Annotated in this window: 13 protein-coding genes, 1 tRNA gene and 1 pseudogene; 7 read left to right on the forward strand and 8 right to left on the reverse strand. The window is 67.0% G+C overall.

What is annotated here, in order from left to right; genetic code table 11:
• Window positions 1-468 carry a hypothetical protein gene (locus tag ACCP09_RS30075; protein WP_433752016.1) on the reverse strand — a complete coding sequence of 156 codons (468 nt, stop codon included), beginning with the start codon at window positions 466-468 and terminating at the stop codon, window positions 1-3.
• A gap of 55 nt (window positions 469-523) precedes the next feature.
• On the reverse strand, window positions 524-6,163 hold the full coding sequence (locus ACCP09_RS30080; protein WP_433752018.1) for a LamG-like jellyroll fold domain-containing protein: 5,640 nt from the start codon (window positions 6,161-6,163) through the stop codon (window positions 524-526).
• Window positions 6,164-6,629: 466 nt separating this feature from the next.
• On the opposite strand from ACCP09_RS30080, the gene ACCP09_RS30085 reads away from it, so the two are divergent.
• Complete coding sequence (locus ACCP09_RS30085) at window positions 6,630-12,908, forward strand: RHS repeat-associated core domain-containing protein (RefSeq protein WP_433752020.1); 6,279 nt, start codon at window positions 6,630-6,632, stop codon at window positions 12,906-12,908.
• Window positions 12,909-13,386: 478 nt separating this feature from the next.
• Here ACCP09_RS30085 and ACCP09_RS30090 read toward each other — a convergent pair whose 3' ends face one another.
• Both ACCP09_RS30090 and ACCP09_RS30095 read right to left on the reverse strand, forming a co-directional pair.
• A complete protein-coding gene (locus ACCP09_RS30090; RefSeq protein WP_433752022.1) occupies window positions 13,387-13,728 on the reverse strand; it encodes a WhiB family transcriptional regulator in 342 nt (113 codons plus the stop codon).
• Window positions 13,725-14,003 carry a helix-turn-helix domain-containing protein gene (locus tag ACCP09_RS30095; RefSeq protein WP_027930975.1) on the reverse strand — a complete coding sequence of 93 codons (279 nt, stop codon included), beginning with the start codon at window positions 14,001-14,003 and terminating at the stop codon, window positions 13,725-13,727. The genes ACCP09_RS30090 and ACCP09_RS30095 overlap by 4 nt, the downstream gene beginning before the upstream one ends.
• Window positions 14,004-14,158: 155 nt before the next feature.
• Here ACCP09_RS30095 and ACCP09_RS30100 point away from each other — a divergent pair.
• Together ACCP09_RS30100 and ACCP09_RS30105 are read left to right on the forward strand one after the other, a co-directional pair.
• Window positions 14,159-14,577: pseudogene (locus tag ACCP09_RS30100) on the forward strand (XRE family transcriptional regulator).
• Window positions 14,578-14,592: 15 nt separating this feature from the next.
• A complete protein-coding gene (locus tag ACCP09_RS30105; RefSeq protein WP_027930974.1) occupies window positions 14,593-15,090 on the forward strand; it encodes an immunity 26/phosphotriesterase HocA family protein in 498 nt (165 codons plus the stop codon).
• A gap of 13 nt (window positions 15,091-15,103) precedes the next feature.
• Here ACCP09_RS30105 and ACCP09_RS30110 read toward each other — a convergent pair whose 3' ends face one another.
• On the reverse strand, window positions 15,104-15,730 hold the full coding sequence (locus ACCP09_RS30110) for a hypothetical protein (RefSeq protein ID WP_051362675.1): 627 nt from the start codon (window positions 15,728-15,730) through the stop codon (window positions 15,104-15,106).
• A gap of 238 nt (window positions 15,731-15,968) precedes the next feature.
• Between ACCP09_RS30110 and ACCP09_RS30115 the strand changes: the two genes are divergently transcribed.
• A complete protein-coding gene (locus tag ACCP09_RS30115; RefSeq protein WP_027930972.1) occupies window positions 15,969-16,910 on the forward strand; it encodes a hypothetical protein in 942 nt (313 codons plus the stop codon).
• A gap of 188 nt (window positions 16,911-17,098) precedes the next feature.
• Here the strand turns inward: ACCP09_RS30115 and ACCP09_RS30120 are convergent, their stop codons facing one another.
• Both ACCP09_RS30120 and ACCP09_RS30125 read right to left on the reverse strand, forming a co-directional pair.
• Window positions 17,099-18,367 (reverse strand): site-specific integrase, encoded by a 1,269-nt coding sequence (locus ACCP09_RS30120; RefSeq protein ID WP_433752025.1) that lies wholly within the window; start codon window positions 18,365-18,367, stop codon window positions 17,099-17,101.
• 106 nt (window positions 18,368-18,473) lie between these two features.
• Window positions 18,474-18,547 (reverse strand) — tRNA-Ile (locus tag ACCP09_RS30125).
• Window positions 18,548-18,808: 261 nt separating this feature from the next.
• On the opposite strand from ACCP09_RS30125, the gene ACCP09_RS30130 reads away from it, so the two are divergent.
• Both ACCP09_RS30130 and ACCP09_RS30135 read left to right on the forward strand, forming a co-directional pair.
• Entirely contained in the window at window positions 18,809-20,581 is a 1,773-nt protein-coding gene (locus ACCP09_RS30130) for a homocysteine S-methyltransferase family protein (RefSeq protein ID WP_027930971.1), read from the forward strand.
• Window positions 20,582-20,606: 25 nt separating this feature from the next.
• Entirely contained in the window at window positions 20,607-21,752 is a 1,146-nt protein-coding gene (locus ACCP09_RS30135; RefSeq protein ID WP_433752027.1) for a serine hydrolase domain-containing protein, read from the forward strand.
• Here the strand turns inward: ACCP09_RS30135 and ACCP09_RS30140 are convergent.
• On the reverse strand, window positions 21,731-22,945 hold the full coding sequence (locus ACCP09_RS30140; protein ID WP_433752029.1) for an amidohydrolase family protein: 1,215 nt from the start codon (window positions 22,943-22,945) through the stop codon (window positions 21,731-21,733). The two genes, ACCP09_RS30135 and ACCP09_RS30140, sit on opposite strands and share 22 nt — an antisense overlap.
• A gap of 79 nt (window positions 22,946-23,024) precedes the next feature.
• Between ACCP09_RS30140 and ACCP09_RS30145 the strand changes: the two genes are divergently transcribed.
• Entirely contained in the window at window positions 23,025-23,465 is a 441-nt protein-coding gene (locus ACCP09_RS30145; protein WP_433752031.1) for a nuclear transport factor 2 family protein, read from the forward strand.

Below are 23,465 nucleotides of genomic sequence, written 5' to 3' on the forward strand. Positions count from 1 at the left end.
TCACCGGTCAGGGGAGAAGGTGAGGTGGACGGTGGCGACGTACCGGGGCACGCGGCTGTCGAGGTGGACGTCGAACGCGTCGGGGGTGAAGTTGGAGATGGTGGCGGTGACGGGGGCGAGGTAGCTGGTCGCGGTGAAGCTGCCGTCTGCGTTGTACTTCCACGGGCCGAGGTCTTTGCCGCCGCCGGGGCGGAGGAGTTCGCGGTAGGTGGTGATCATCGACTCGAGTTTTTCGTCGGGGTCGCTGACGTTGTGGATGTTGGCTTCGTAGGCGTCCCCGTTGGGGAAGTAGCGGATCAGTTCGACGCGGTTGGGGTCGACGGAGATCCGGCCGGCGTAGAGACCGTCGAAGCGTGGAGCGAACGCTGCATGTTGCTCGGCGGGAGGTGTGCCGGTCGCCCCGGAGCAGCCGGTGAGGGCGAAAACTCCGATGACGGCGACAGCGGCTCGGCGAACTCGGCTCTTCATGCTGCTCCGGGGGTGTGGTTTCCGTGCCCATCACGGTGAATGGGCAGCGTACTGGTCAGAGGGTGGCGCTCGGTGGGAAGTTGTCGACGGCGTCGGCGATGGCTTGGGCCAGCGCCTGGTAGTACGCCGCGTTGGGCTGGTTGTTGGTCAGGTAGGCGGGGTTGATCTGGTTGGGGTGGTTGCCGGCGGTGTCAGCAACGGCCTGATCGAGGTCGACGTACTCGTCGGCGCCGAAGCGGGTGAAGTTGGCCCGGATGTCGTTGTTGAGAGCGACGCGCAGGGCTTCCCGCGGGTCGGCGGTGGTCAGTCCGAGTGGCGGGATGGTGGTGATGATGGCGTGCAGGGGCGTGCCGTCAGGCCGGAAGCTGCGCTTGAGTGAGTAGCCGTTGCTGGGGTTGCTGTTGAACAGGCTGAGCAGGTTCGCTTCGATTTCGGTGAGAGGCTCGTTGTTGAGGATGTCGTTGGCACCGAGGGACATGATGACGGTCCGGAGGTTGGGTTGGGCGAGTAGTGCCTGGTTGAGGGCGGTGTTCGAGCTGCCGGGCACGAGCTGGCCGCCGTTGCCGCTGGTGTTGCCGACGGTGAAGGCGCTGGGTGCGCCGGGGGTCGGGTTCGGTTGTTGTGCCGCTGGGCCGTCCCAGAGAGCGGTGACGTCGAGACCGTTGAACGCGTTCTGGTAGACGCGGACGTCGGAGATCGCGCCGTCGAGGTAGTTGGCGGCGGCTCCGGCCGCCTTGCCACGGCCGATGGCGAACGTGCCGCTGAAGTTCGGCGACGTGGTGGTGGCGACACTGCTCTGATACGCGCCGTTGACGTAGAGGGTCATGGCCTGCGTGCTGGCGTCGAAGGTGCCGACCACATTGGTCCAGGTCCCGGTCTGCGGGGCGGCCTTGGACAGGGCGCGGACGACGGCGGAGTTGGCGGTGTCGTCGATGACCCGGGTGAAGGCCCACCGGTCGTTGGCTTTGTCGTACTGCAGGGAGAAGCCGCTGTTCTGGCCGCCGTCCTGGCTGACGATGGTCTGGGTCGTGGCGTTGGTGTCGAGCTTGACCCAGGCGGAGACGGTGAAGCTGCGCGCGGTGTTCAGCACCGCGGAGGTGGTGATCGCGCCGCTCGTGCCGTCGAACTGCGCGCTTCCGGCGGAACTGCCGGCGCCGGTCGGGTTCCAGGTGACCCCGCCGCCCAGTGTGGCGGGGTGCAGTCCGGCGGAGTCGCCGGCGGTGGTGCCGGTGCCGTCGGCGAGCTTCCACCAGTTGCGGGCGGGCATGCCGGCCCGGCTGATGTTCACGACGCTGCCGGGCAGGCTCGCCCCGAGGATGCCCGGGAGGCAGTCGACCCAGGTTCTCTGGTCGGTCCGGCCGGCGGTGGGGGCGCCGACGGCGGCGGTCTGGTCACTGAGGATGGCGACGGTCCCGGCCGTCGGGTCGGTGGTCGTGACCTCGAGACCGGTCAGGTAGAAGTCGCTGGTCAATGTGGTCGTGTAAGGGGTGCCGGACGTGTCGGTGGTGGTGTTGCCGTTGGCGAGGTAGGTAGGGGCGTTGGCCGCGGTGTGGACCGGTGCTTGGGGAACTGGATTGGGAAGGTGGAGGCTGACGACGAGATTGCCGCTTCCGCCGGTTGTGGCGGGGAAGTCGACAGGGTCGCTGAGGACTTCGCCGCCAGCCGGGAGGGTGACGCTCGTGTTGCCCGCGAAGGTGAGCGAGACCGGTGCGGCGAGCGTGCCCGCACCGCTGCCAGTGGTTCCCGACTGAGCGGCGATGGTCGCGGCGTCGATGGTGACGGTCGCAGTTGTCAGCTGCGGCGGTGAGGCCATGCCTGCCCCGGTGTTGGACAGCCGGATCCGGGCTTTGGCGCCTGTCTCGTTCGGGCGGACGATCATGCGGATCGTCTGGTTGCCGAACCCCGCGCCGCCGGGGGGAACCACCGCGGAGTCGACGGGCGCGGCCCAGGACCCGAGCCACCCGGATGCTCCAGCAGGGATCGGACCGCCGGACGCCGGTCGTGGTGCCATGGCGAAGACGTGCAGTGCGGCGGTGATGGGGTCACCTGTGTTGCAGGTCTCGGTGAGCATCCCGGTGCCGGTGTAGGGCAGAGTGACCTTCTGGACGGTCTTGGTCGGATCGGCGGGCAGGAAGATCGTGTAGAGCTTGCCGGCCCGGCCGCTCATTGGAATGCCGTTCTCGTTGTCGATGTAGGACAGCACGGTGGTTGCCGAGTTGCCGTCGCCGTAGACCCAGTCCGGCACCGACGGCACCGTCGGCCTGCTGGTTGTGCCGTCGGTGTAGGTGATGACCGCTCCGGCCGCCGGGCTGGTCCCGCAGGTGCTGGCCGCGAGCAGGCCGACCGCGTTGGCCTTGATCTGCTGCCCGGCGGGGAAGGGAATGGTCTGCCCGGCGGCAATCACGTTGTCGTAGCCGCCGTTGGAGGCGGGCATCGTGAAGGTTGCGCCGTTGACGGTCACATTCGCCCCGGGTGCGAGGCCGGCGGCGTTCATTGCCGCGCTGGAGAGGGCGTTGCCGCCCCACAGGTCGAGGTTGGCGGGGGTGGTGTTGTCGATCGCGATGCCGTCGTTGTTCATCGCCGCGGAGAAGCTGGCGGCGGTGACGTTGTTGATGGTGGCGAGGGTGAGGTAGTCGATGCCGGCCTGGTAGCCGCTGGAGCTCGGATTCTTGCCCACGACCGTGACCGTGAGGACGTGTGTTCCAGCGGTGAGGTGCACACCGCCGAGCGGCCGGTAGGTCCAGGTGCTCGCGGCGCTGTAGGTGTCGACCGGGGTCGTCTTGGTGTCCCCGAGCACGATGGAGTCGTCGAGCACGAACGAGAGCTGGCCGTAGTTCGCACGCTGTGTCAGGTTGACGCCGAGCGCGTAGTCGGCTTCGACCGGGGCTGTCACGGTGAGAGTGAAAGCCTGGTTCACCGCCGTCGCGGGGTAGAGCAGTTGCGCGCCGCCCCGCCAGCTCGAGCCGTTGTTGCTGGCCTCAGGAGCCGGTGTGATGGTGCTGCCGGGGGCGGCGGCCGCTTGGGCGAGCTGCGGAGATTCCACGTCGATCTGGTTGCTGGGCCTGAGGAACACGTTGTCGATCCCGGCCATGTATCGGCTGCCGGTGGAGGACGGGTTGCTGCCCGCCACGGTGATCTTCAGCGTGTGGGTTCCTGCGGTGAGGTAGGCGCCGCCCAGGCTCTGGTATCGCGTGACGACCGTTGAGCTATATGCGTCGACCGGTGTGGCGCTGGGCAGGCCCAGCGATTTCCCGTCGAGGGTGAAGGTCAACTTCCCGTAGTCGGGCGCCTTCGTGAGGTTGACGGCCAGGTCGTAGTTGGCGGTGGTGGGCGCGTTCAGCGTGAGCGTGAAGCTCTGTCCCGCTGCGTTTCCCTGGAACCACAGCTGCTTGCCACCCGACCAAGACAGGCCACAGCAGTTTCCTTGCGCGCCGACCGTGATGTTCTGGCCGGCCGGCTGGCTGACGGGCAGGTTCTCGGCCTCGAACCAGCCACCCACGCCGGCGACCGGCGGCGCGACGTAGAACGTGTAGGGCTGGGACTCGGGCGAGAGGTTGTGTGCGTGGTCGAAGCTGCGCACGTACAGGGTGTGGTAGCCGACGCTCAGTCCGGTCGGTAGCACGAGTGCGGCCCACCCGGTGGAGTCGGCGGCGATGTAACCGCCGTTGGTGCCGAAGTTCTTGGTGTAGTTGCAGTCGGTGGTGATCGGTGCGGACTCGGTGCCGGCACCGGACAGTGTCCAGGTGAAGCCGGCGATGTTGGACGCCCCGTTCGCGGAGAAGTACACGGTTTCGGGATTGTTGCTCGGCTGTCCCCAGTAGTTGCTGGGGTAGTCGTAGCTGTTGATGTACGGGGTCTGTGTCGGTGGGGCGAGGCGGGTGAAGCTGTACCACGGGCTGTAGGCGCCGGCCCAGATCTCGTGACTGGCGGGGTTGGTGTTGCCGACGTTCGTGGAGACATTGACCCGGAACTTGTAGTCACCGCTGGCCAATGAGACCGGTTCGGTCCACCGGCCGGTGGTTCCGGAGGCGATGGTGATGGGGCCGCCGGTGGCGACCGTGGAGGTGCCCGCGCCGTTGAAGAGGTCGAACCAGAGCTGTGGGTTGAGCGGCGGGTTGTTGTTGTCGGTCGCGGTCGCCGTCAGGGTCGGTCGCGCGTCGGAGGTGTAGACACGCCCGTTGCAGTTGACCGCGTTGGACACGGCAAGACCGGTGGCCGGGTTGGGCGGGTAGCTGTAGTTGACCACCAGAGTGGGGTTGTTGGCGAACTGCTTCCACTGGTACTGGTTGCCCTCGTCCGGCGCGCGCAGCTGGAGCGTGAGGTTGGGCCACGCGTTGTCGGCAGCGGTTTGTGCGGCTGAGGTGACGTCGAAGATGACGTTGTTCGGGCCGCCGCAGTTGGTTCCGGCGGCGGAGAACTGCCGGTTGATGAAGGGCCCTTCGGGTCCGGGCCACCGCGTGTTGTCGTCGATGACACCGGCAAGGTTGACGTCAACGGGTTCGGCGACGCAGTTGTGCGCGCCCCACACCTGGTTCGCGTAGAACTGGGCGCTGAACACCGTCGCAACGCGGCCGTTGGGACGGCCTGCGATGTCCTGTGTACCCATGCGGAAGTAGGAGCGTGCGATGGTCAGGCCGTTGCATCCGGCCCAACTGCCGCAGTACCCGACCTGGGCGAGCTGGTTCTGGTTGATGTAGTACCACCCGTTGGCCGTGACCTCGACCCAGAACTCCTCACCTCGGCTCATCGACGGATCGATGTAGACGGGGTAGGTGACGTCGGGACCGGTCAGCGCGTCCGTCTCAGGGTTGATCACGACATCGACCGTCGAGGACGCTGTGGCGGCGCGAGCGGAGGCGCTCGTCACCGGAGTGGCCGAGGCGGGAATCGGGGTGATGTGACCGGTGCCGGGATCGGTGGCGCTGGGCGGCAGGCCCGCGCTCGGATCATGGGTGGAGTCCCACATCAACGGTGTCGCGCCGCGGAAAACTACGGCGCCGGCCGCGTCGGTGGCGACGAGGGCGCCGTTGCGGTCGGCGCTCAGCGTGAGGTTGGTAGCGGTGGCGGTAAGGTGCAGGTCGGTCAGGGCGGGGTTGGCCGCGGCCTCTGCGTCGTGCACCACCAGCACCTGCGAGTAGCTGCTGGCTTCCGCGGTCAGCCGTAGATCCACGCCGGGAAACACGTCGGCGTACGTCGCCGTGGCGCCGTCTACGTGCGGCACCGGCAGGCTCTCCGGCCAAGAGAACGTCAGCCGTCCGTCGCCCTCGGTCAAGGTGATCAGCGGGGCGTCTCCGCCGCCCGAGAACGCGACGTTCTCCGCTGTCGCCGCCGGCGCGAGAGTGCCCTGCGCGGTGGGGTGCAACGTGGTGTCGATGGGGACCCAGGTGCCGTTCTTCTTGGCCCGGACGGGAACGCGGTTGGTCGTCGAGGTGAACGTGCCATCGGGATTAGCCAGCACCTGGCGGGTCCCGGTCGTGTACTCGGTGACCTCCACTGGGTTTCCCGTCCGGACGGCCTCGTCTGACGCGGTCGGAGCAGTGACCGGGGCGTCCGGGGGATCCAGTGTCGGTGCTGGAGGTGCGCCCTCGTCCACAGGGGTGACCGGCTGAAGCTCGGTCGGCAAGGTCTGAGCCGGCGGATTCGCCGGGGCGGGCGGCGGCGCCGCCGGGTTGAACGGCTCCTTCGCATCCGCCACGGGCGACAGGAGACCGACAGCGAGAGCCGAGGAAAGCGCACTGATGAGAATCCTGACCGGAAGTCGTCTTCTTCGCGCAGGGTCTTTCATCACGCGCTTTTTCATGGGTTCCCCAGAGGCGTCGAATTGCCAGAGAAAAGACAGCTTTGACACGCTAACTGTCACGAACGGGCTTTCCTACGGCCGAAAGAGTGAATCATGGGAGAGCTGTGATCTACTCTCGCCAACTGTCTGTTACGTACCATTTAGCGCTAGTTGTCCGAGTTAGGCGGGACGTTTGCCCGGTTTGGACACGGATTCATAACGAGCTGTAACATCTCAGGCGGCTCTGAAGATCACTAGTTTCGGCGAGCCCGGCTCCATTGTTCGCCGCATTCGTCTGTTCGGCGTAAAGAGGGGTCCGATGGCAAATCCATTGCGTCGCGAGGCCGGAAGAGTGCGCGGAAAGAGAATTCGCTGGGCTCGCGTGGCCGGCATTCTCGGCTTCGTGCTGGCGCTCGTCGCGACCGTGCTGTCGACGCCGGCGACGGCGGCCGTGGAACCCGGCGGGCTTCCACCACTCCCCGTCACCCCCAAGATCCCCCACAGCACCGTCCAGCTGAAGAACGCGATTCCGCCAGCGCAACCACCTGCAGCCAAGCCGGCGGCCATACTGCCGGCCGGCGGAGACGCCACACTCAAGGCGGGCCCCAAGGGCAAGCCGGCCACGGCCGGCAATCTCCCTGTCCGCGCGGAGTCGGCCGACGCGGGTGCTGGGCCGGTCAAGGTCCACGTCGCCGATCCGGCATTGGCCCGGCAGGCAGGTGTCGCCGGGGTCTTGTTTTCCGTGACCCCCGAACACCCAAATGACGCAAGCACCCTCTCTGTAGGCGTCGACTACTCGAGCTTCCGCGGTCTCACCGGCGACTTCGGGGCACGCGCCAGGTTGGTCCAGTTGCCCGCATGTGTCCTCACTACGCCGAGCGTCCCGTCGTGCCAGGTGCAGACACCGGTCCCGTCCTCGACGAACAACGCGGCCGCCAACGTCGTCACAGCGGACGTTGCCTTCGAACCCGTTGCGCCGGCGAACAGCAGGGCGGCGCGTCCCAACCCGGCTGACGGCACCAGCAGAAGCACGGTCGTCCTGGCAACTGCCGCGAGCCCGAGCGGATCCAACGGCACCTTCACCGCATCCTCCCTCAACCCGTCAGGAACGTGGGCGGTGTCGGGCGGCTCCGGGGCTTTCACCTGGACGTACCCGATTACGGTCCCTCCCGCCGCCGCGGGCAGCGTGGCCCCGTCGATCTCGCTGTCCTACGACTCGTCCGCCATCGACGGGCACACCTCGGCCACGAACAACCAGGTGTCGTGGGTTGGCGAGGGCTGGGACTACTCGCCGGGATACGTCGAGCGCACCTACCGGGTCTGCTCGGACGACACCGCCCTGCCGACAGCGCAGCAGACCAGCGACCTGTGCTGGGCGGGTCAGATCGTCACGATGAACCTCGGCGGCAGCACCGTCGAACTGGTCCGCGACGACGCGACTGGAACCTGGCGTGCTGCCAACGACAGCGGTAGCCGTGTCGAGTTGCTCACCGGCGGCGCCAATGGCGCACTCAACGGTGAGTACTGGAAGGTCACCACGCCGGACGGCACCCAGTACTTCTTCGGCCGCCACATCGGGCCGGGACGCACGAACCAGCCCGCGACCAACTCCACCTGGACCGTTCCCGTCTACGGCGCACACGCCGGCGACCCCTGCTACAACGCCACTGGGTTCGCCGCGTCCTCCTGCACCCAGGCGTGGCGCTGGAACCTCGACTACGTCGAAGACACCCACGGCAATGTCGCGACCTATTACTACAACACCGAGAGCAACCACTACGGGGCAAACAACGGCACCACGGGCGTCGCCTACATTCGGGGTGGCACGCTCGACCACATCGACTACGGTCTGCGCAATGAGAACGGCACCATCTACGCCCAGCCCGCGCCCGATCAGGTCCGATTCGCCATCGCCGAGCGCTGCATCCCTTCCGGCGCCATCACCTGTGATCCGGCGCAGTTCACCACCGACAACGCGAAGTCCTGGCCGGACACCCCCCAGGACCAGCAATGTCTACCCGGCGCGGTCTGCAACAACCACGCCCCGACGTTCTGGTCGACCAAGCGACTGACCAACATCACCACGCAGTACTACAACGGCTCCGGTTACACGAAGGTCGACTCCTACGACCTGGCACAGCAGTTCTCCGAATCCGGCGACGCCGCCCTGTGGCTCAACTCCATCACCCGCACCGGATACACCGCGACCGGCAGCTCGATCGCACTGCCTCCGGTGACCTTCGCCGGGCAGATGATGGACAACCGGGTCGCCGGGTACAACAACCAGCCGCCCATGATCCGCTGGCGGCTCACGAACATCACCGCGGAAACCGGCCAAGCCATCCAGGTGGGATACAGCCAGCCGGAGTGCACGTCCACCAACGTCCCAGCCGATCCGGCGCAGAACACCAAAAGGTGCTTCCCGGTCTACTGGACCTTCCCCTATCAGACCGACCCCACCCTCGACTACTTCCACAAGTACGTCACCACCAGCGTCCAAGTGCAAGAACCACACGCGCTGTCTCCCACACAGCGCACTAGCTACACCTACGTCGGCGCCCCGGCCTGGCACTTCGACGACAACGAGGTCGTCAAGCCCGCCAACCGCACATACGGCCAATTCCGCGGCTATGGTCAGGTCGACGTCAGCACCGGAAGTTCGGCCAACAACACCAATGGCCGCGCCGATGTCCTCACCCTGACCAGGACGACCTACTTCCGCGGCATGAACGGCGACACGTTGCCCAACGGCACCCGGGTCGCCTCTGTCACCAACTCACTCGGCGAGTCGATCCCGGACGACAACGCGTTCGCGAGCATGACTCGAGAAGTTCAAACCTTCAACGGGATCAACGGCCCGCGGCTCTCGAGCACGATCACAGACCCGGTCAAGATCGGAACGACCGCTACTCGCGGGCGTCCGGGTCTCAACGCGTTGACAGCCACGCTCGTGGGAGTGAGCAGGACTCGCTCGTTGACCGATCTCGCGGCCGGCGGAGTGCGAACCGCCAGCACGACCTACCAGTTCGACAGTGCCGGACGCGAGATCAGGAAGACTGACTCCGGGGACGGCGTCCCGGACGTCTGCACCACCACCAGTTACGCCGACAACACCACTTCCTGGATCCGCACTCGCGTCGCGGAGACCATAACCTCGCAGCAGGTGTGCCCAGCCTCTGGTGCGACACCCGCTCCGATCCTCTCCGACGTCCGAACGTTCTACGACAACGCCGCCACCCTCGGCACCCTGTCCGGCCCAGGTGACCCCACCCGAGTCGACACGGCGACCGTCAACAACAACGGTGCTTTGACCTTCGCAACCACCGGCACCGGAACGTTCGACAGCTCGGGCCGTCCCCTCACCACGACCGACGGCCTCAATCGCACCACCAAGCTCACCTACACGCCCACGAGCGGAGGAGTGCTCACCCAGACCGCAAGCACCAATGCACTCAACCAGACCAGCACCACGACGATCGACCCAGGCCGTGGAGTCACCACGGCGACCGTCGACATCGCGAACCACCGCACGGACGCGACCTACGACGCCCTCGGCCGATTGACCGCGGTGTGGCTTCCAGGCCACTCGAAGGCCGCCAATGCCCCGGCCTCCTCCAGTTACGCCTACCAGCTGGCGCCGAACGCACCGCTTGCGGTGACCACCAATACCCTCATCTTCAACGGCACGACCCACAACTACCTGACCTCGATCGGCATCTACGACGCGATCGGGCAACTTCGACAGGTGCAAACCGCGGCCGAAGGCGGCGGGCGCACCGTCACCGACTCCTTCTACGACTCCCACGGCTGGACCGTCACCACCAACGACCGCTACTACACCGACGGAGCCCCGTCGACCACACTGATCTCGGTCGCTGACTCTGCCGTGAACAGCCGCACGATCAACAGCTACGACGGCGCGGGACGGGTCGTCGACATGGCGGCGTACAACGGCCTCAACGCGACGTGGCACACCAGGTCGCTCTACGGCGGAGACCGCACCACCATGTTCCCGCCGCCAGGCGGCGTCACCACTGCAACCCTCACAGACGTCCGAGGCAATACGGTCGAAACGCGCCAGTACACGGCACCGCCGACGGTGAACGGAAGTGTTGTATCCGGTGGTGCGTATCAGTCGACACTGCACGCCTACACGCCACTGGGACAGCTCGCAAAGATCACCGATCCCGGTGGCAACGTCTGGACCACCAGCTACGACCTCCTCGGCAACAAGATCCAGGCCACCGATCCGGCCACCGGCACCACGAAGTACACCTACGACATCGCCAACCAGGTGACCACCACGACCGACAGCCGTGGCCAGACGCTCGCGTTCACCTACGACAATGTCGGCCGGAAGACTGCCGAGTACTCGGGGTCTCTGGCCGGCACCAAGCTCTCCTCCTGGGTCTATGACACGGTGCAGAAGGGCAAGCTCACTTACTCCACGCGGTACACCCCGCAGGGCAACTACCTCGTCGGTTACGGCGGATACGACGGGCAAGGCAACCCGACGAGTATGAGCGTCCAGGTTCCCGCCTCGGAGACAGGGCTGGCCGGCACCTACACCACCCGCTTCGAGTGGAACGACCCAGGCAAACTCGCCTCGATGCTGCCCGCCCCCGGAGGCGGACTGCCCGGCGAGTGGATCGGCACCGCCTACGACTCCCTCGGCAAGCCCAGCTCGAGCATCGGGTACAACAGCTACGTCGAATCCGCCGCCTACACACCGTATGGCGAGCCACTTCGCTACAACCTCGGCCTTTTCAGCAGCAGTAGCGCGCTCACCTACGACTACGACCCGCAAACCCGGCGCCTGACCCACGCGAACTTCTCGGCCCAGCTCGCCACGCCGCAACTCGACGACGTCCAGTACTTCTACGACCCGTTCGGAAACCCGACTCGCTCGGTCAACGTCCAGGGCGGAGCCGGATCACCGGCGAGGACCCAGTGCTACGGATACGACAGCCTCGACCGGCTGAACCAGGCCTGGACGGCCACTGACAACTGCGCCGCCGCGCCGAACGCCAGCAACGTCGGCGGAGCCAACCCCTACTGGCTGTCCTGGACCTTCGACCCGACCGGGTTGCGCACTACGCAGGTCAAGCACGCCGTACCAGGAACCACGGGTGACACCACAACCAACTACAACTATCCAGGCCCGGACGCAGCGCAGCGCTCCTCGCTGACCTCGACAGCAACAACCGGACCCACCGGCGCGAGCTCCACGAGCTACACCTACGATCCGGCTGGCAACACGCTGACCAGAGCACTGCCAAACGGGAACCAGACGCTGACGTGGAGCGAGGAGAACCGGCTCGCTACAGTCGCCGCCCCGGCCGGCAACACGTCCTATGTCTATGACGCAGACGGCAATGAGCTCATCCGACGCGACCCTGGCTCCGCGACACTGTTCCTCCCCGGTCAAGAACTCACCTACAAAGCCGCCACTGGAACCGTCACTGGCACCCGCTACTACACCTTCAACGGCCAGACCGTCGCGATGCGCACTGGAGGAGCCGATCCGGTGTACCTGGCGGGCGACCCGCACGGAACCATGCAAGTCGTCTACACGCCGAGCACGGGCACCGTCACCCGGCGGACGCAGGACCCCTATGGCAACGCGCTCGGCCCGGTCACCGCGACGACGAGCGCCGGAACCACGACACCGGGTACCTGGCCGGACAACCATGGTTTCCTCGGCAAGTCGGAATCTGCGACCACGGGTCTCACCGATGTCGGCGCTCGAGCCTACGACCCAACCACCGGGCGCTTCATATCTGTCGATCCCCTGCTCACCCTGAGCGAGCCACAAGCTGCCAACGGCTACACCTACGCAGCCGGAAATCCAATCCTGAAGAGTGATCCCACCGGCCTTGAACCCCTTGTCCTGCCAAAGGGGATGAAGCCCGAGGATGCCCGGAATTGTGACCTCCAGTGTCGCAATGGCGGCTACGGTGCGGAGTCTGGAGATGCAAATAAGAAATCGAATGAAGACGCGAGAAACAAGTGGATCGATCACCACGCCCCGCCCGGGTCTGACGAGACGACGTTGGAGGCTGATCTTCAATCGGTACTTGAGAACACTGCTGCCGATTGGTGGGAGCCTCACTATATCCAGGGCAAGGATGGTGATTGGATAGACTATTGCTTCGGTCGTGCCGGATGCGAAGAGGCTCTGGAGTACCTTCGAGACTCGCACGACGTGGCAGGGGCCAAGTATATTGCCGCAACGTACTGCGCTTTCAATATGGAGACCTGTGAGCGCAAGTCGCAGATTGCGATGGTCGGCGAGCAGTTGCTCAGTACAGTTCCCTCGTTATTCTCTGGCGGTGCCGCTTTCGCTTCGACAGGAGGGAAGGCGGCCACTGCCGGTCGGTCGACTAATCTTGCCGAGGATGTCGGTGGCCCTTCTGGGATCGGCAAACTTCGCCCAGAGCAGCAGCGATCCGTACGATCTCTTCAGCGTCAGGTCGACGAGCATCGACGAAAACTGGACGACTATCGGGCTGACCCTGACGCCTTCGATAATCTCGGTTTCTTGAAGAACGCTCCCAGTCCCGAAATTCGAAATCGGATCATCGATGGTAGAATCAATCACCTGGAGACCGAGATTAGGGGCTTCCAAAAGCAGATCGAAGACCTTCTGGGGGGGAATTAATTGAATGAGACGAACCCGTTGTTCATTTCGGTGCTCGAACTTCGCGCTTTATGTGATCGGTTGTTGAAGCATTTGTCTGAAGTTGAGGGCGAAGGTGTGCAGATCGAACGTGATTACTTTTGGTCGATTCCCGACGAAGATCTGTATGACGTGTACTCTGAGCCGGAAACGTTCACAGTCGGACAGGTTTCGGAGTCAATCGGCCACCTGAGGGCCCTGCTTGCAGATGAGTCCATTCGACCGACTAGGCATATCGTATGGTTGGCGGAAGTTCTTCGTGCGATCGGAACTCCTGCGGCCAGGCGTGCAATCGAATGAGTTGTTGTTAAGAGTCGGCCGGCCAGTGACACAACCCGGGCGCCGTCCCGCGCCCGTTCGGCGGCCCTGCGGGCGCGCCGCGCGCCGGAGCGCCAGACCAGCAGGAGGAGCAGTAAGCCAGCCGCACCGACGACCATCTGGGAAGTCGTGAGGTTGACGTTCATCGGGCGCCTCCCTGCGGGTGCTGACGTCGCCACTGCCAGAAGCGGTGCACCTTTCGGCAGTCGGCGTCGGCAAGACCGCCCCAAACGCCGACGGTTTGCTCGCCGGCGACGCGGAGTTCCAGTTCGAGGCACGAGTTCACGACCGGGCAGCCCGCGCACGACCAGGCAGCGAGTTCGCGGTCGGGCTCGGTCTCGCCGGACAGATCGGGCATTTCGTCGCGGTTGAACACCCAGAAGCACAGGCCCTCGTGGGTCACGATGTCGGCGAGAACTTCGTCTGGAACGGGGGCGAAGCGGTCCAGGCGCTTGGCGATGGCGGCGTAGTCGTCGGGGGTCATGACGCACCCCCGGTCAGCCGCTCGATGGCGCGAGCCGTGCGCCGCTCGGCGGCCATCCGGGCCACATCGACACAACCTCCGGTCTCGGTGGCCTCGGCGAGGAGCTTGTTCAGGGCCACGGCCGGCACGACGTAACGGCTCCGGACCCGGACAGCGGGGAACGCGTCGTCCCGGATGGCGCGATAGAGGGTGGCCGCGTCGACCCGGAGGATCCGGGCCGCTTCTTTGACGGTGTAGAAGGCCGGACGGCCTTCATTGGGCATAGGGGTACTCATGGAGGATTCGTTCAAATGATTTCGGCGGGAATATGAGCTGATATCAGCTCGTAGTGGCGTGCGGTGGATCCGAATTGGCGACGCAATGTGATACTTGCGCCGCGGAAAGCGATCAGGCGCTAACCTCGGCTCCGAGGCGGAGCACGGAGGAATAGGTGACGGAGAATTGGGCGGCGGTCTCGAAGGCCATCAACGAGCGCGTGACCGAGCTCGGGTGGAAACAGCGAGAACTCGCCGAGCGGTCTCACGTCCCCAGGCCATCGTGCGGGAGATCCAGCACCACACCGTCGAGCGGAAGCGCAGCGCCCGCACCCTCGAAGCGCTGTCCCTCGCGCTCGGGTGGCATCCCGGTCACCTCAACGCGATCCTGCGCGGGCGGAAGCCGCTCGCCCCTGGTGAGACCGGCGACGAGCCGCTCGACCAGATCATCAGCCGGCTCGGAACGATCGAAGACCGGCTGGACACGATCAGCGAGCAGCTCGCCTCGCTCACCGCGAACGTCGCCGCACTGATTGTCCGCAACTGGTCTGTAGGCCGACCGGTGACCGCCGGACGCTACCGTTGCGGCAGCTGATCAAAGGAGCGTTACGTGGGCGTGGCCGAGACCAATATCCGCATCCTGAAGCCGTCTCGGAAGCGGCTGCAGCCCGGTGATGTGTTCGCTGTGCAGATGCCGGACGGTTTGTACTCGTTCGGGCGCGTGATCAAGACCGATGTGCCGATCCACGCGATGACCGGCAACATCCTCATCTACGTGTTCAAGACCCGCTCGGCGAGCACGGACGTGCCTCGTCGCGAGCTGCTTCGTCCCGACCAGTTGCTTATGCCGCCGCTGCTGATCAACCGGCTGCCGTGGTCCCGTGGCTACTTTGAACACCTCGGGAACCTTCCACTCGAAGTCGGCGAGGTGCTGCCGGTTCACTGTTTCTGGAGCTTCAGCCGCAAAGTCCATTACGACGACTCGGGCGCTGTTCTCTCGGAGCCAGTCGAGCCGGTAGGGACCCATGCACTCAGCAGCTTCCGCACCTTCGACGACAGGCTCAGCGATGCTCTCGGCGTGCCCCGAGCACCGGAACAGCCGGTTTAGACCGCCTCGGCCCTCACCCGGTCAGCAGGGTGTGCCGGTGCTGCCCGGCCAGCTCGATGCAGGCGCGCGAGAGCGGTTCGGTCTTCAGCCGCTCGCGCGACTCGGTGTTGAAGGGGATGCCGACGGTGGGCCGGCCCGCTCCGGTGCTGACCGCGGCGCCTTCCTCTTGAGCTCGACCATGCCGGCGAAGAGCTGATCGAACACCGGTGCCTCGATGACGGCGACGGTCGGCAGTTCGACCTACCGGGTGGAGGGGTTCGAGCACGACGGCGCTGGTGAAGACCCGGAAGTCTCCGGCCGCGCGGGCAGCGGAGAAGGAGCGGAAGGGCTCGTCGTGCTCGTAGTCGATGGGGTCAAGGGCGTTGCCGTCGTGCTCGGGGTTGCCGAGGAACTCTTCGGAGTACTCGTGCTGGATGTTGCGCCACAGGGAGAAGTCGTTGGCCTGGTGGGCGGGCGCGAGGGCGGCGGGCTGGAACACCCCGGCAGGGATGACGTGGAACATGCCGCCGGGGACCGCAGGATTGCGCGGTGTTGAGCAGGTCAGCAGCGTCTGCTGGGTGAGGTTGTGGTGCTGCCGGTACCAGCGGATCACCTCACCGGCATCGGAGCCGTCCGGGGGAGCGGCAACTGCTTGAGCCACGTGTAGCCACCTTCCGAGTTAGCACTGCTGGTCACTTGTCGCCCTCCGCTCTCGTGCAGTTCGCATCCGATTGTGGCACCTTCTGCTCGCCGTGTGGGAAAAACGCACGATCCCCGCTCTAGGTCAGTTCTTACTACTTTGGGGCACGTAACCGCTTGTCGTTGTCGTCGGGTATGGTGACGTCATTCTTGAGAGAGGCGGGGGTTTCCGCACTGATTTTCTGGGGAGTGAGTCTCGAATGGCTTTAGATGTCGAGTACTACGGGTTGAGACTTCTGGACTGGCTCTATGATCAGTCCAGCGGATTCACGCAGTTCTTTGAAATCGGCGATTTCGTTTCGGCTGAGGGTCTTTCTGGGCATGATATATATCCGCTTGGCAAATACCTCGATGATCGAGGATTGATCCAGGCGCGCTTTACGCTCGGAGGGGGTGGCAGTGCCTTCATTACTGGCGAGGGGATTGCGTTCGTTCAGCAGATGAGGTCCGAGCGTAAAGATCCGGCGGTGAGGCGCCCGCGGCTACGCGGCCAACTTCTGCGATGGCTGTATCACAAGCAGTATCAGGGGGGTGATGGACCTGCAAGCTGGGAAGGCTTCACCGCGAGCGAGTACGGTCGGTTCATGGGCCAGCGCTTCACGAATGCCGAAGTGGAGAACGAGGTTCAGTATCTCTCCGACAGAGGGTTTATCGAGGGTGTTGAGGTGGCTGAAGCGGTATCGGGTTGGATTCACCCCAGGCTTACCGCGAACGGCCAGGACTGCGTGGTCGAGTACGGAGGAAGTGTGTCGGACTACATGAACCGGACTGCGGCGGCCGTAGGTGGCGGCGGTAACGTAACCAATATCAGTATTAGCGACTCGTCTGGCAACATAGTTGTTGGGGACAACAACTATGTTCACAATGTCGCCAGTGGTATCGATGTTTCCCAGGTGCTCCGCTTCGCGGGGCTGGTGCGGCAAGTGGTCACGACACTTCAGCTTCCTCCTGAGGACGAAGCAATCGTTGATGCTCAGGCTGCCGAGCTGCACGACGCTGCAAGTGAGGCGCCGGCGGATAAGGGGCGACTTCGCCTACTGGTCGACGCGATTATTGAGCGCGTTACCAACGCGACCGCCACGGTGGCGGGCGAGATGGTCCTGGCGGCAGGACAAGAAGCTGCGAAGGCGATCAGCGGCTGACGACGGGGACTGACGTCCAACTCTCTGATCGATGTCGAGGATGTGGCTGGGCAGGATTTCGCCGCTGAGCGAGGAGCCGGACTCGTCCGCCGTGCCGGGCGCCCCAAATATGCCCCATAAGTGGCGGGTGCTCGGGCCAAACCTGCTGGTCACAGCCGGTTTGCTCACCGCTCTGTAGAACAGATGGCCTAGGGGCGCCGTTTCGGCATTCGGGAACCAAGGACTTCAGCGGCCTTACGGTCGGCGGCGGCGACCCAGGCGGCGTAGACGCGCAGGGTCGTAGCACCGCCGCCGCCGTGGCCGAGGCGGCCGGCGACGGTTCGGAGGTCGACTCCGGCGGTGAGGAGTTCGGTGGCGGAGTAGTGCCGTAGTGCGTGGATGTGGGTGTCGATGCCGAGGCGGGTTGCCATCTTCTTGTAGCGGCTGGAGACGGCGTCGGGGGAGTAGGGCTCGTTCAGGTCGGATCCGCGGGTGCTGGTGAAGACGAACGAGTTCTCCGACCACTTGGCGCCGAGTTCGTGGCAGTGTTGCTGCATGCGGGCCTTGTGCTCGCGCAGGAGCACGATCGTTTCGGTGTCGAGGGCGATGCGGCGCATCTGGTGGGTCTTGGTGTCCTTCTCCTGGCCCACGCCGCGGAGCTTTGTGTAGCTGCGGCGGATCTCGATGATTCCTTCGTCGAGGTCGACGCGGGACCAGCGGAGGGCGCAGGCTTCGCCGCGGCGGATGCCGGTGGTCATGACGAGCCAGACGAGGGTGCCCCAGTCTTCGTCGAGCGCGAAGGCCTTCTCGACGAGGCGGGCGGCGTCGGCGGGTGAGGGCGGGTCGGGCTGTGGAGCTGTCTGGCGCGGGCGCTGGGCGATCTGCGCTGGGTTCGTGCTGATCCACTCCCAGCGGACGGCGGCGTTGAGGACGCCACTGATGATCGAGTGGATCTGACGCACGCTGGAGTTGGCCATGCCGCTGCACTTGTGCGGCTCGCACCTGGCGACCTTGCAGTCATGGTCACCCTCGAGCTTGTGCTCGATGTAGGGGCGACCGTCGCAGCGGACGCGACAGCGGCGGAGTTCGGCGTAGAAGGTTTCGAGGGCGCGGGCCGTGAGCTTGTTGACCGCGATCTTGCCGAGGGCGGGCTTGATCGTGCGGTTGATGTAGCCCACGTACCCGTGCCGGGTGGTGGCCTCGATATCGGCGGTCTTGAGCCACTCGTCGATCGCGTAGGACAGCGTGACCGAGGAGTCGGGGCCGCGCTGGCTGTCGACCTGAGCCTGCAAGCGCGTCATGACCTTCTGCGCCTGGCGGTGTGCGGCCTTGTCGGTGCCCTTGACCGTCTCGGTGAGGTAGCTCTGCCGCCCGGTCACCGGGTCGATGCCGGCGTAGACGCGGACCTGAAGGGACTTGCCGCGCTGGCGGATGTTGCCACGCTTGCGGTTGTCGCCCTTGGCTGTCGGCTCGCTCATGAACGCAAGCGTGGGTCGGAGCCGCGGAAAGTGTCAATGGACAGAGTCATGGACAAGCCGCAAGAAGATGATCAACCAACAAGCCATAACGCCTGGTCAGAACCGGTGGGCCGGGCGGGGCTCGAACCCGCGGCCAAGGGATTATGAGTCCCCTGCTCTAACCAGCTGAGCTACCGGCCCCAGGCGGGCGCACGCAGCAGCACCCGCACCCATCGAAGGGTGAACGACAACATATCGCACGCCGACCGGCCGCCGGTGTGGTGGGCGGGTCACCCGGACGGCCCAGCGGTGGTGCACCTGCGGTGTCGAACCGGTCGATCGGCCCGCCTCAGCGCCTAGGATGGGTGTCATGGCGGGCGGCGCGGTGCTCTGGTGGGGGTGCGGCGCCGGCCGGATCCTCGTGCACGTGCACGCCCGGAGGTAACGGCGCCGGGAGGGTACGTGAGAGGTCGGTTCGCGGAGCAGCTGTCCGAGCGGGTTCTGGTGTTCGACGGGGCCATGGGCACCGTCCTGCACGTGGCGGGCAATTCGCTGGACCGGGCGTTGCCGGAACTCAACCTCTCGAACCCGGAGCTCGTCAGCACCATCCACGAGAGCTACGTGGCCGCCGGTGCGGACGTGCTCCTCACCAACACCTTCGGCGCCAACCGGCTGCGGCTGGCCGAGCACGGGTGCTCCGTCAGCGCCCGCGACATCAACCTCGCCGCCGTGCGGCTCGCCCGGCAGGCTCGTCGCGGCGTGCACCGGACCATCTTCGTCGCCGGGTCCGTCTCCCCGGCGGTGTCCTCCAGCTCGCGGGCCGGCGTCCGCGCCGACGAGCGTGCCGAGGTCGTGCGCGAGCAGGTCCAGGCCCTGGTCGACGGCGGCGTCGACCTGCTGGTCCTGGAGACCTTCGGCCACCTCGACGAGCTGGTCGAAGCCGTCACGGTCGCCGCGGAGGTCACCGACCTCCCGATCGTCGCCCAGGCCACCTTCACCAGCGACGGCCTCACCCCGGCCGGCGAGACGCCCCGCGAGGTCGTCAAGGCCCTCACCGGCCTCCCGGTCACCGCGGTCGGCGCCAACTGTACCGTCGGCCCCCAGCACATGCTCGCGATCCTCGACGAACTCCGCGACGCCGGCGACCTGCCGGTGGGCGTGCACCCCAACGCGGGCATGCCGCGGCGCACCGGGCGGCGCTTCACCTACCCGGTCGCCCGCGCGCACTTCGGGCGGTACGCGCGGCGCTTCGCCGAGCACGGCGCCGCCATGATCGGCGGCTGCTGCGGCACCACACCCGGCCACATCCGCGAGGTCGTCGCGCGCCTGGCCGACCTTCGGCCCCGCCAGGCCAACCCCGTCACGGCCGTGCCCAAGCCGCGCCCGGCGCCGCCGCAGAGCCCGCTCGCCCGCCGTCTCGCCCGGCCCGGCTTCGTGCTCGCCACGCAGGTCACCCCGCACGGCGAACCGGAGGACGTGGAGCGGGTCCGCGGCGCCGGTCTGGCGCTGGTCCGCGGCAACTTCGGCGAGGCCCTCCGCCTGGAACGCGAGGCGGGCGTCGACACGATCACCACGGTCACGGCCTGGGACCGGTCCCTCGCGGCGCTGCAGGCGGACCTGCTCGGCGCCCACGCGTTCGGCCTGCGCACGGTCGTGTGCGAAACCGGAACCCCGGTCCCGCTGGGCGACTACCCGGGCGCCGACGGCATCTGGGAGGTCGACTCGGTCGGCCTGATCGGGCTGCTCGCCGGCCTCAACTCCGGCCGCGACCACACCGGGCTCACCCTGGCCACCCGCACCGCCTTCCACATCGGGGCACGCGTCAACCCCGGCGCGGAGGACCCGGACGCCGAACTGTCCCGCACCAAGGCGAAGATCGCCGCGGGCGCGCAGTTCCTCATCACGCGGCCGGTCTACGAGCTGGAGGGCCTGTCCCGCCTGGTCGCCGAGCTGTCCGGTGTGGACATCCCGGTCCTGGTGGCGATCGCACCGCTGTCCGGCTTCGCCGAAGCCGAGTACCTGGCCTACGAGGTCCCGGACGTGACCATCCCGCCGCGGGCACTGTCCGAACTGGAGGCTGCCGGGAAGCGGGAGGCCGAGGTCGGGCTGGCGCTCGCCGCGGAGCTGCTCGACGGGGCGCGCGACCTGGTCCGCGGCGCCGTGGTGGTCGCCGACGAGCACCCCGGTAAGATCGATTCGCTTCTGCGGCAAGAGAAATCGGCGCTTCAGCTCTGACCGGTCGCGGTGTTACCCTCGCTCGATGGCACTGTCGCGCAGGACGGTCCTGAAGCTGGGGGCACTCGGCACGGCCGGGTGCACGGTCCTCACGGGCCGCGCGGTGGCCGGTGAATCACCACCCGTCGAGCGCGCACTGCGCGAGGCGATGCGCGAACTGCAAGGCGCGCCAGGAGGTCCGCCCGCCATCACCGTCGCGTTCAGACGGAGCCACGGGACGGCCTTCCACAGCGTCGGCGTGTCCGATGTGGCGACCGGCCGGAAACCCCGGCCCGACGACCACATGCGTGTCGCGAGCGTGGCGAAGGCGTTCAGCGCCGCGACCGCGCTGTCCCTGGTGAGCCGCCGGCGGCTGGGGCTCGATGACACGGTCGGGCGGCGGCTGGACGGTTTCCCCCCGCAGTGGTCGGGGGTGACCCTCAGCCAGTTGCTCGGCCACACCAGCGGAATCCCGGACTTCAGCCGGTCGCAGCGGTTCCGCGACGCGCTGCTGGCGTCCCTGCAGGACCCGCCGCCCCCGCGCGACCTGCTCGGCTACCTCGACGACCCCGGCCCGCTGTTCGCGCCCGGCACCAGGTACGCCTACTCCAACTCGGACAACGTCCTCGTCGCGCTGATGTGCGAGGCCGCGACCGGCGCGCGCTACGAGGACCTGCTGCGGCAGCACGTCACGCAGCCGCTGGGGCTCCACCGCACCAGCCTGCCGCGCGGGTCCGCGCTGCCCGAACCGCACCTGCACGGCTACGACGGCGCCGAGGACGTGACCACGCTCGTCGCCGCGGGCTGGAGCTGGGCCTCCGGCGGAGTGGTGTCCACACCGGCCGATCTGGCGCGCTTCATCGGCGGCTACCGGGCCCTCCTGCACCCGGCGGTGCGTGCCGCGCAGCTCACGTTCCGGCCGGGCGGTTCGGAACCGCCCGGGCCGGGCGTCAACGCGGCCGGCCTCGGCATCTTCCGCTACGACACGCGGTACGGCCGCGTCTACGGGCACACCGGCAACACCCCGGGCTACACGCAGTTCGCCGCGGCCACCCTGGACGGGCGCCGGGCCGTCGCCGTCAGCGCCACCGCGCAGATCACCCCGGACAGCGACCCCGCGCTGTTCGAGCGGTTGCGCGGCATCTACGAACTCGCCGTCGGCGCGCTCCTTCACACCAGCGCGAGGTCGTGAGCGACCACCCGCCCGGCGTGGACCACCGTGCGGTGCGGCAACCGGTCCTGCACCGCGGCCGCGGGTGCCTCGCCGTCGAGCAGCACCAGGTCCGCCGGGTCGCCGACCGCGACTCCGGGGCGGTCCCGCACGTCCCGCAGCCGCGGCAGTGACGGGTCGAGCACCGTCGCGCCGCCCCAGGTGCCCACGGCCAGCGCGTGCTCGACGAGGTGGTCGTTGCGGAACCCGTTGGTGAACGCCAGTTGCCAGGTGCGGTCGAGCAGGTCCGCGTTGCCGTAGGGGGACCAGTAGTCGCGCTGCCCGTCGTCGCCGAGGCCGACACGCAGGCCGGCCTCGGTCAGCCGGGTGAGCGGGAGCGTGTTGCGGCCCGGCGGCGCGACGGTCGCGACCGAGATGTCCATCTCGGCCATCTCGGCGAGCACCTCGTCCAGCCGCGGCGACGGGGTGTGGGCGAGGGTGAAGGCGTGCGAGATGGTGACCCGGCCGCGCAGGTCCAGCGCCCGCGTCCGCTCGATGATCAGCCCGAGGCTGAACAGGCCCAGCTCGCCGGGCTCGTGCAGGTGGACGTCCACCGGCACCCCGTACCGGTCGGCGAGCTCGAACACGATGTCGAGGTGCCGCACCGGGTCGCCGTCGACGCCGCACGGGTCGATGCCGCCCATCACGCCGGCGCCCTCCCGCAGCGCGGCTTCCATCAGCGCGGGCACGCCGGGCTCGCGCAGCAACCCGGCCTGCGGGAAGGCGATGATCTCGACGTCGGCCCGGCCGGCGTGCGCCTCCCGCGCGGCGACGACGGCTTCCAGTCGTTCCAGCTTGCAGTCCGCGTCGACCTGGGCGTAGCCGCGGACGCGGGTGACGCCGTGCGCGATGAGCAGGCCGAGCATGTGCGTGGACCGCTCGGCCATCGGCGGCCCGCCGTCCCGCCAGTGGGCGCGGTCGTGCAGCATGTTCGCCCACACCCCACCGGGGGAGTCGTTGGGCCGCCACGGCAGGCCCAGCCGCGTGGAGTCCAGGTGGACGTGCACGTCGGAGAACGAGGGGACGAGCAACCGCCCCTCGCCCGCCAGCAGCGGCACGCCCTCCGGTGCGAGGCCGCCGGCCGCGGTCACCGCCGCGATCCGGCCGTCGCGGATCGCCACATCGGACAGGGGGCCGCCCCACGGGCGCACGCCGGTCAGGTACAGGTCGTTCACCCGGCCAGCATCGCACGCGTGACTTTCACGACGATCTGTCGTAATCTTTGCGACAGGATGTCGTAAAAAGGAGAACTCCATGACCGAACCGCAGGACCGGGCCGACCTCGTCGAACTGCTCGGGAAGTACGCCGACATCGCGGACCTGAAGGAGTTCACCGACCTGCCCGGGCGCGTCTTCACCGACCCGCTCACGCTCGACTTCGAATCGGTCACCGGCCTCCCCCCGACGACCACGCCGCTCGCCGGCTACGTCGAGATCCTCCGCGCCTCGTTCGCCCCGTTCGCGGCGACCCACCACGCCATCACCGGCCCCGTCATCACCCTCGACGGCGACCGGGCGACCATCCACGCGCACGTCCGCGCCGAGCACTGGCTCCCGGAAACGAGCGACCGGTGGCTGCTGGCCGGCTTCTACGACAACGAGGCGGTCCGCACGCCGGACGGCTGGCGCCTCACACGCGTGAAGCTCACCGCTTCGCACCAGGAGAATCAGCACCTGGTCGCCGCGGGATGGTGA

The organism is Amycolatopsis sp. 3B14 (assembly GCF_050958625.1).
In the GTDB taxonomy this organism is placed as follows: domain Bacteria; phylum Actinomycetota; class Actinomycetes; order Mycobacteriales; family Pseudonocardiaceae; genus Amycolatopsis_E; species Amycolatopsis_E thermoflava.

Coding starts and splice junctions, on each gene's coding strand:
- ACCP09_RS30120 (WP_433752025.1), bottom strand. CDS start 18,367: ATGAGCGAGCCGACAGCCAAGGGCGACAACCGCAAGCGTGGCAACATC.
- ACCP09_RS30090 (WP_433752022.1), bottom strand. CDS start 13,728: ATGACCCCCGACGACTACGCCGCCATCGCCAAGCGCCTGGACCGCTTC.
- ACCP09_RS30145 (WP_433752031.1), top strand. CDS start 23,025: ATGACCGAACCGCAGGACCGGGCCGACCTCGTCGAACTGCTCGGGAAG.
- ACCP09_RS30135 (WP_433752027.1), top strand. CDS start 20,607: ATGGCACTGTCGCGCAGGACGGTCCTGAAGCTGGGGGCACTCGGCACG.
- ACCP09_RS30115 (WP_027930972.1), top strand. CDS start 15,969: ATGGCTTTAGATGTCGAGTACTACGGGTTGAGACTTCTGGACTGGCTC.
- ACCP09_RS30075 (WP_433752016.1), bottom strand. CDS start 468: ATGAAGAGCCGAGTTCGCCGAGCCGCTGTCGCCGTCATCGGAGTTTTC.
- ACCP09_RS30095 (WP_027930975.1), bottom strand. CDS start 14,003: ATGAGTACCCCTATGCCCAATGAAGGCCGTCCGGCCTTCTACACCGTC.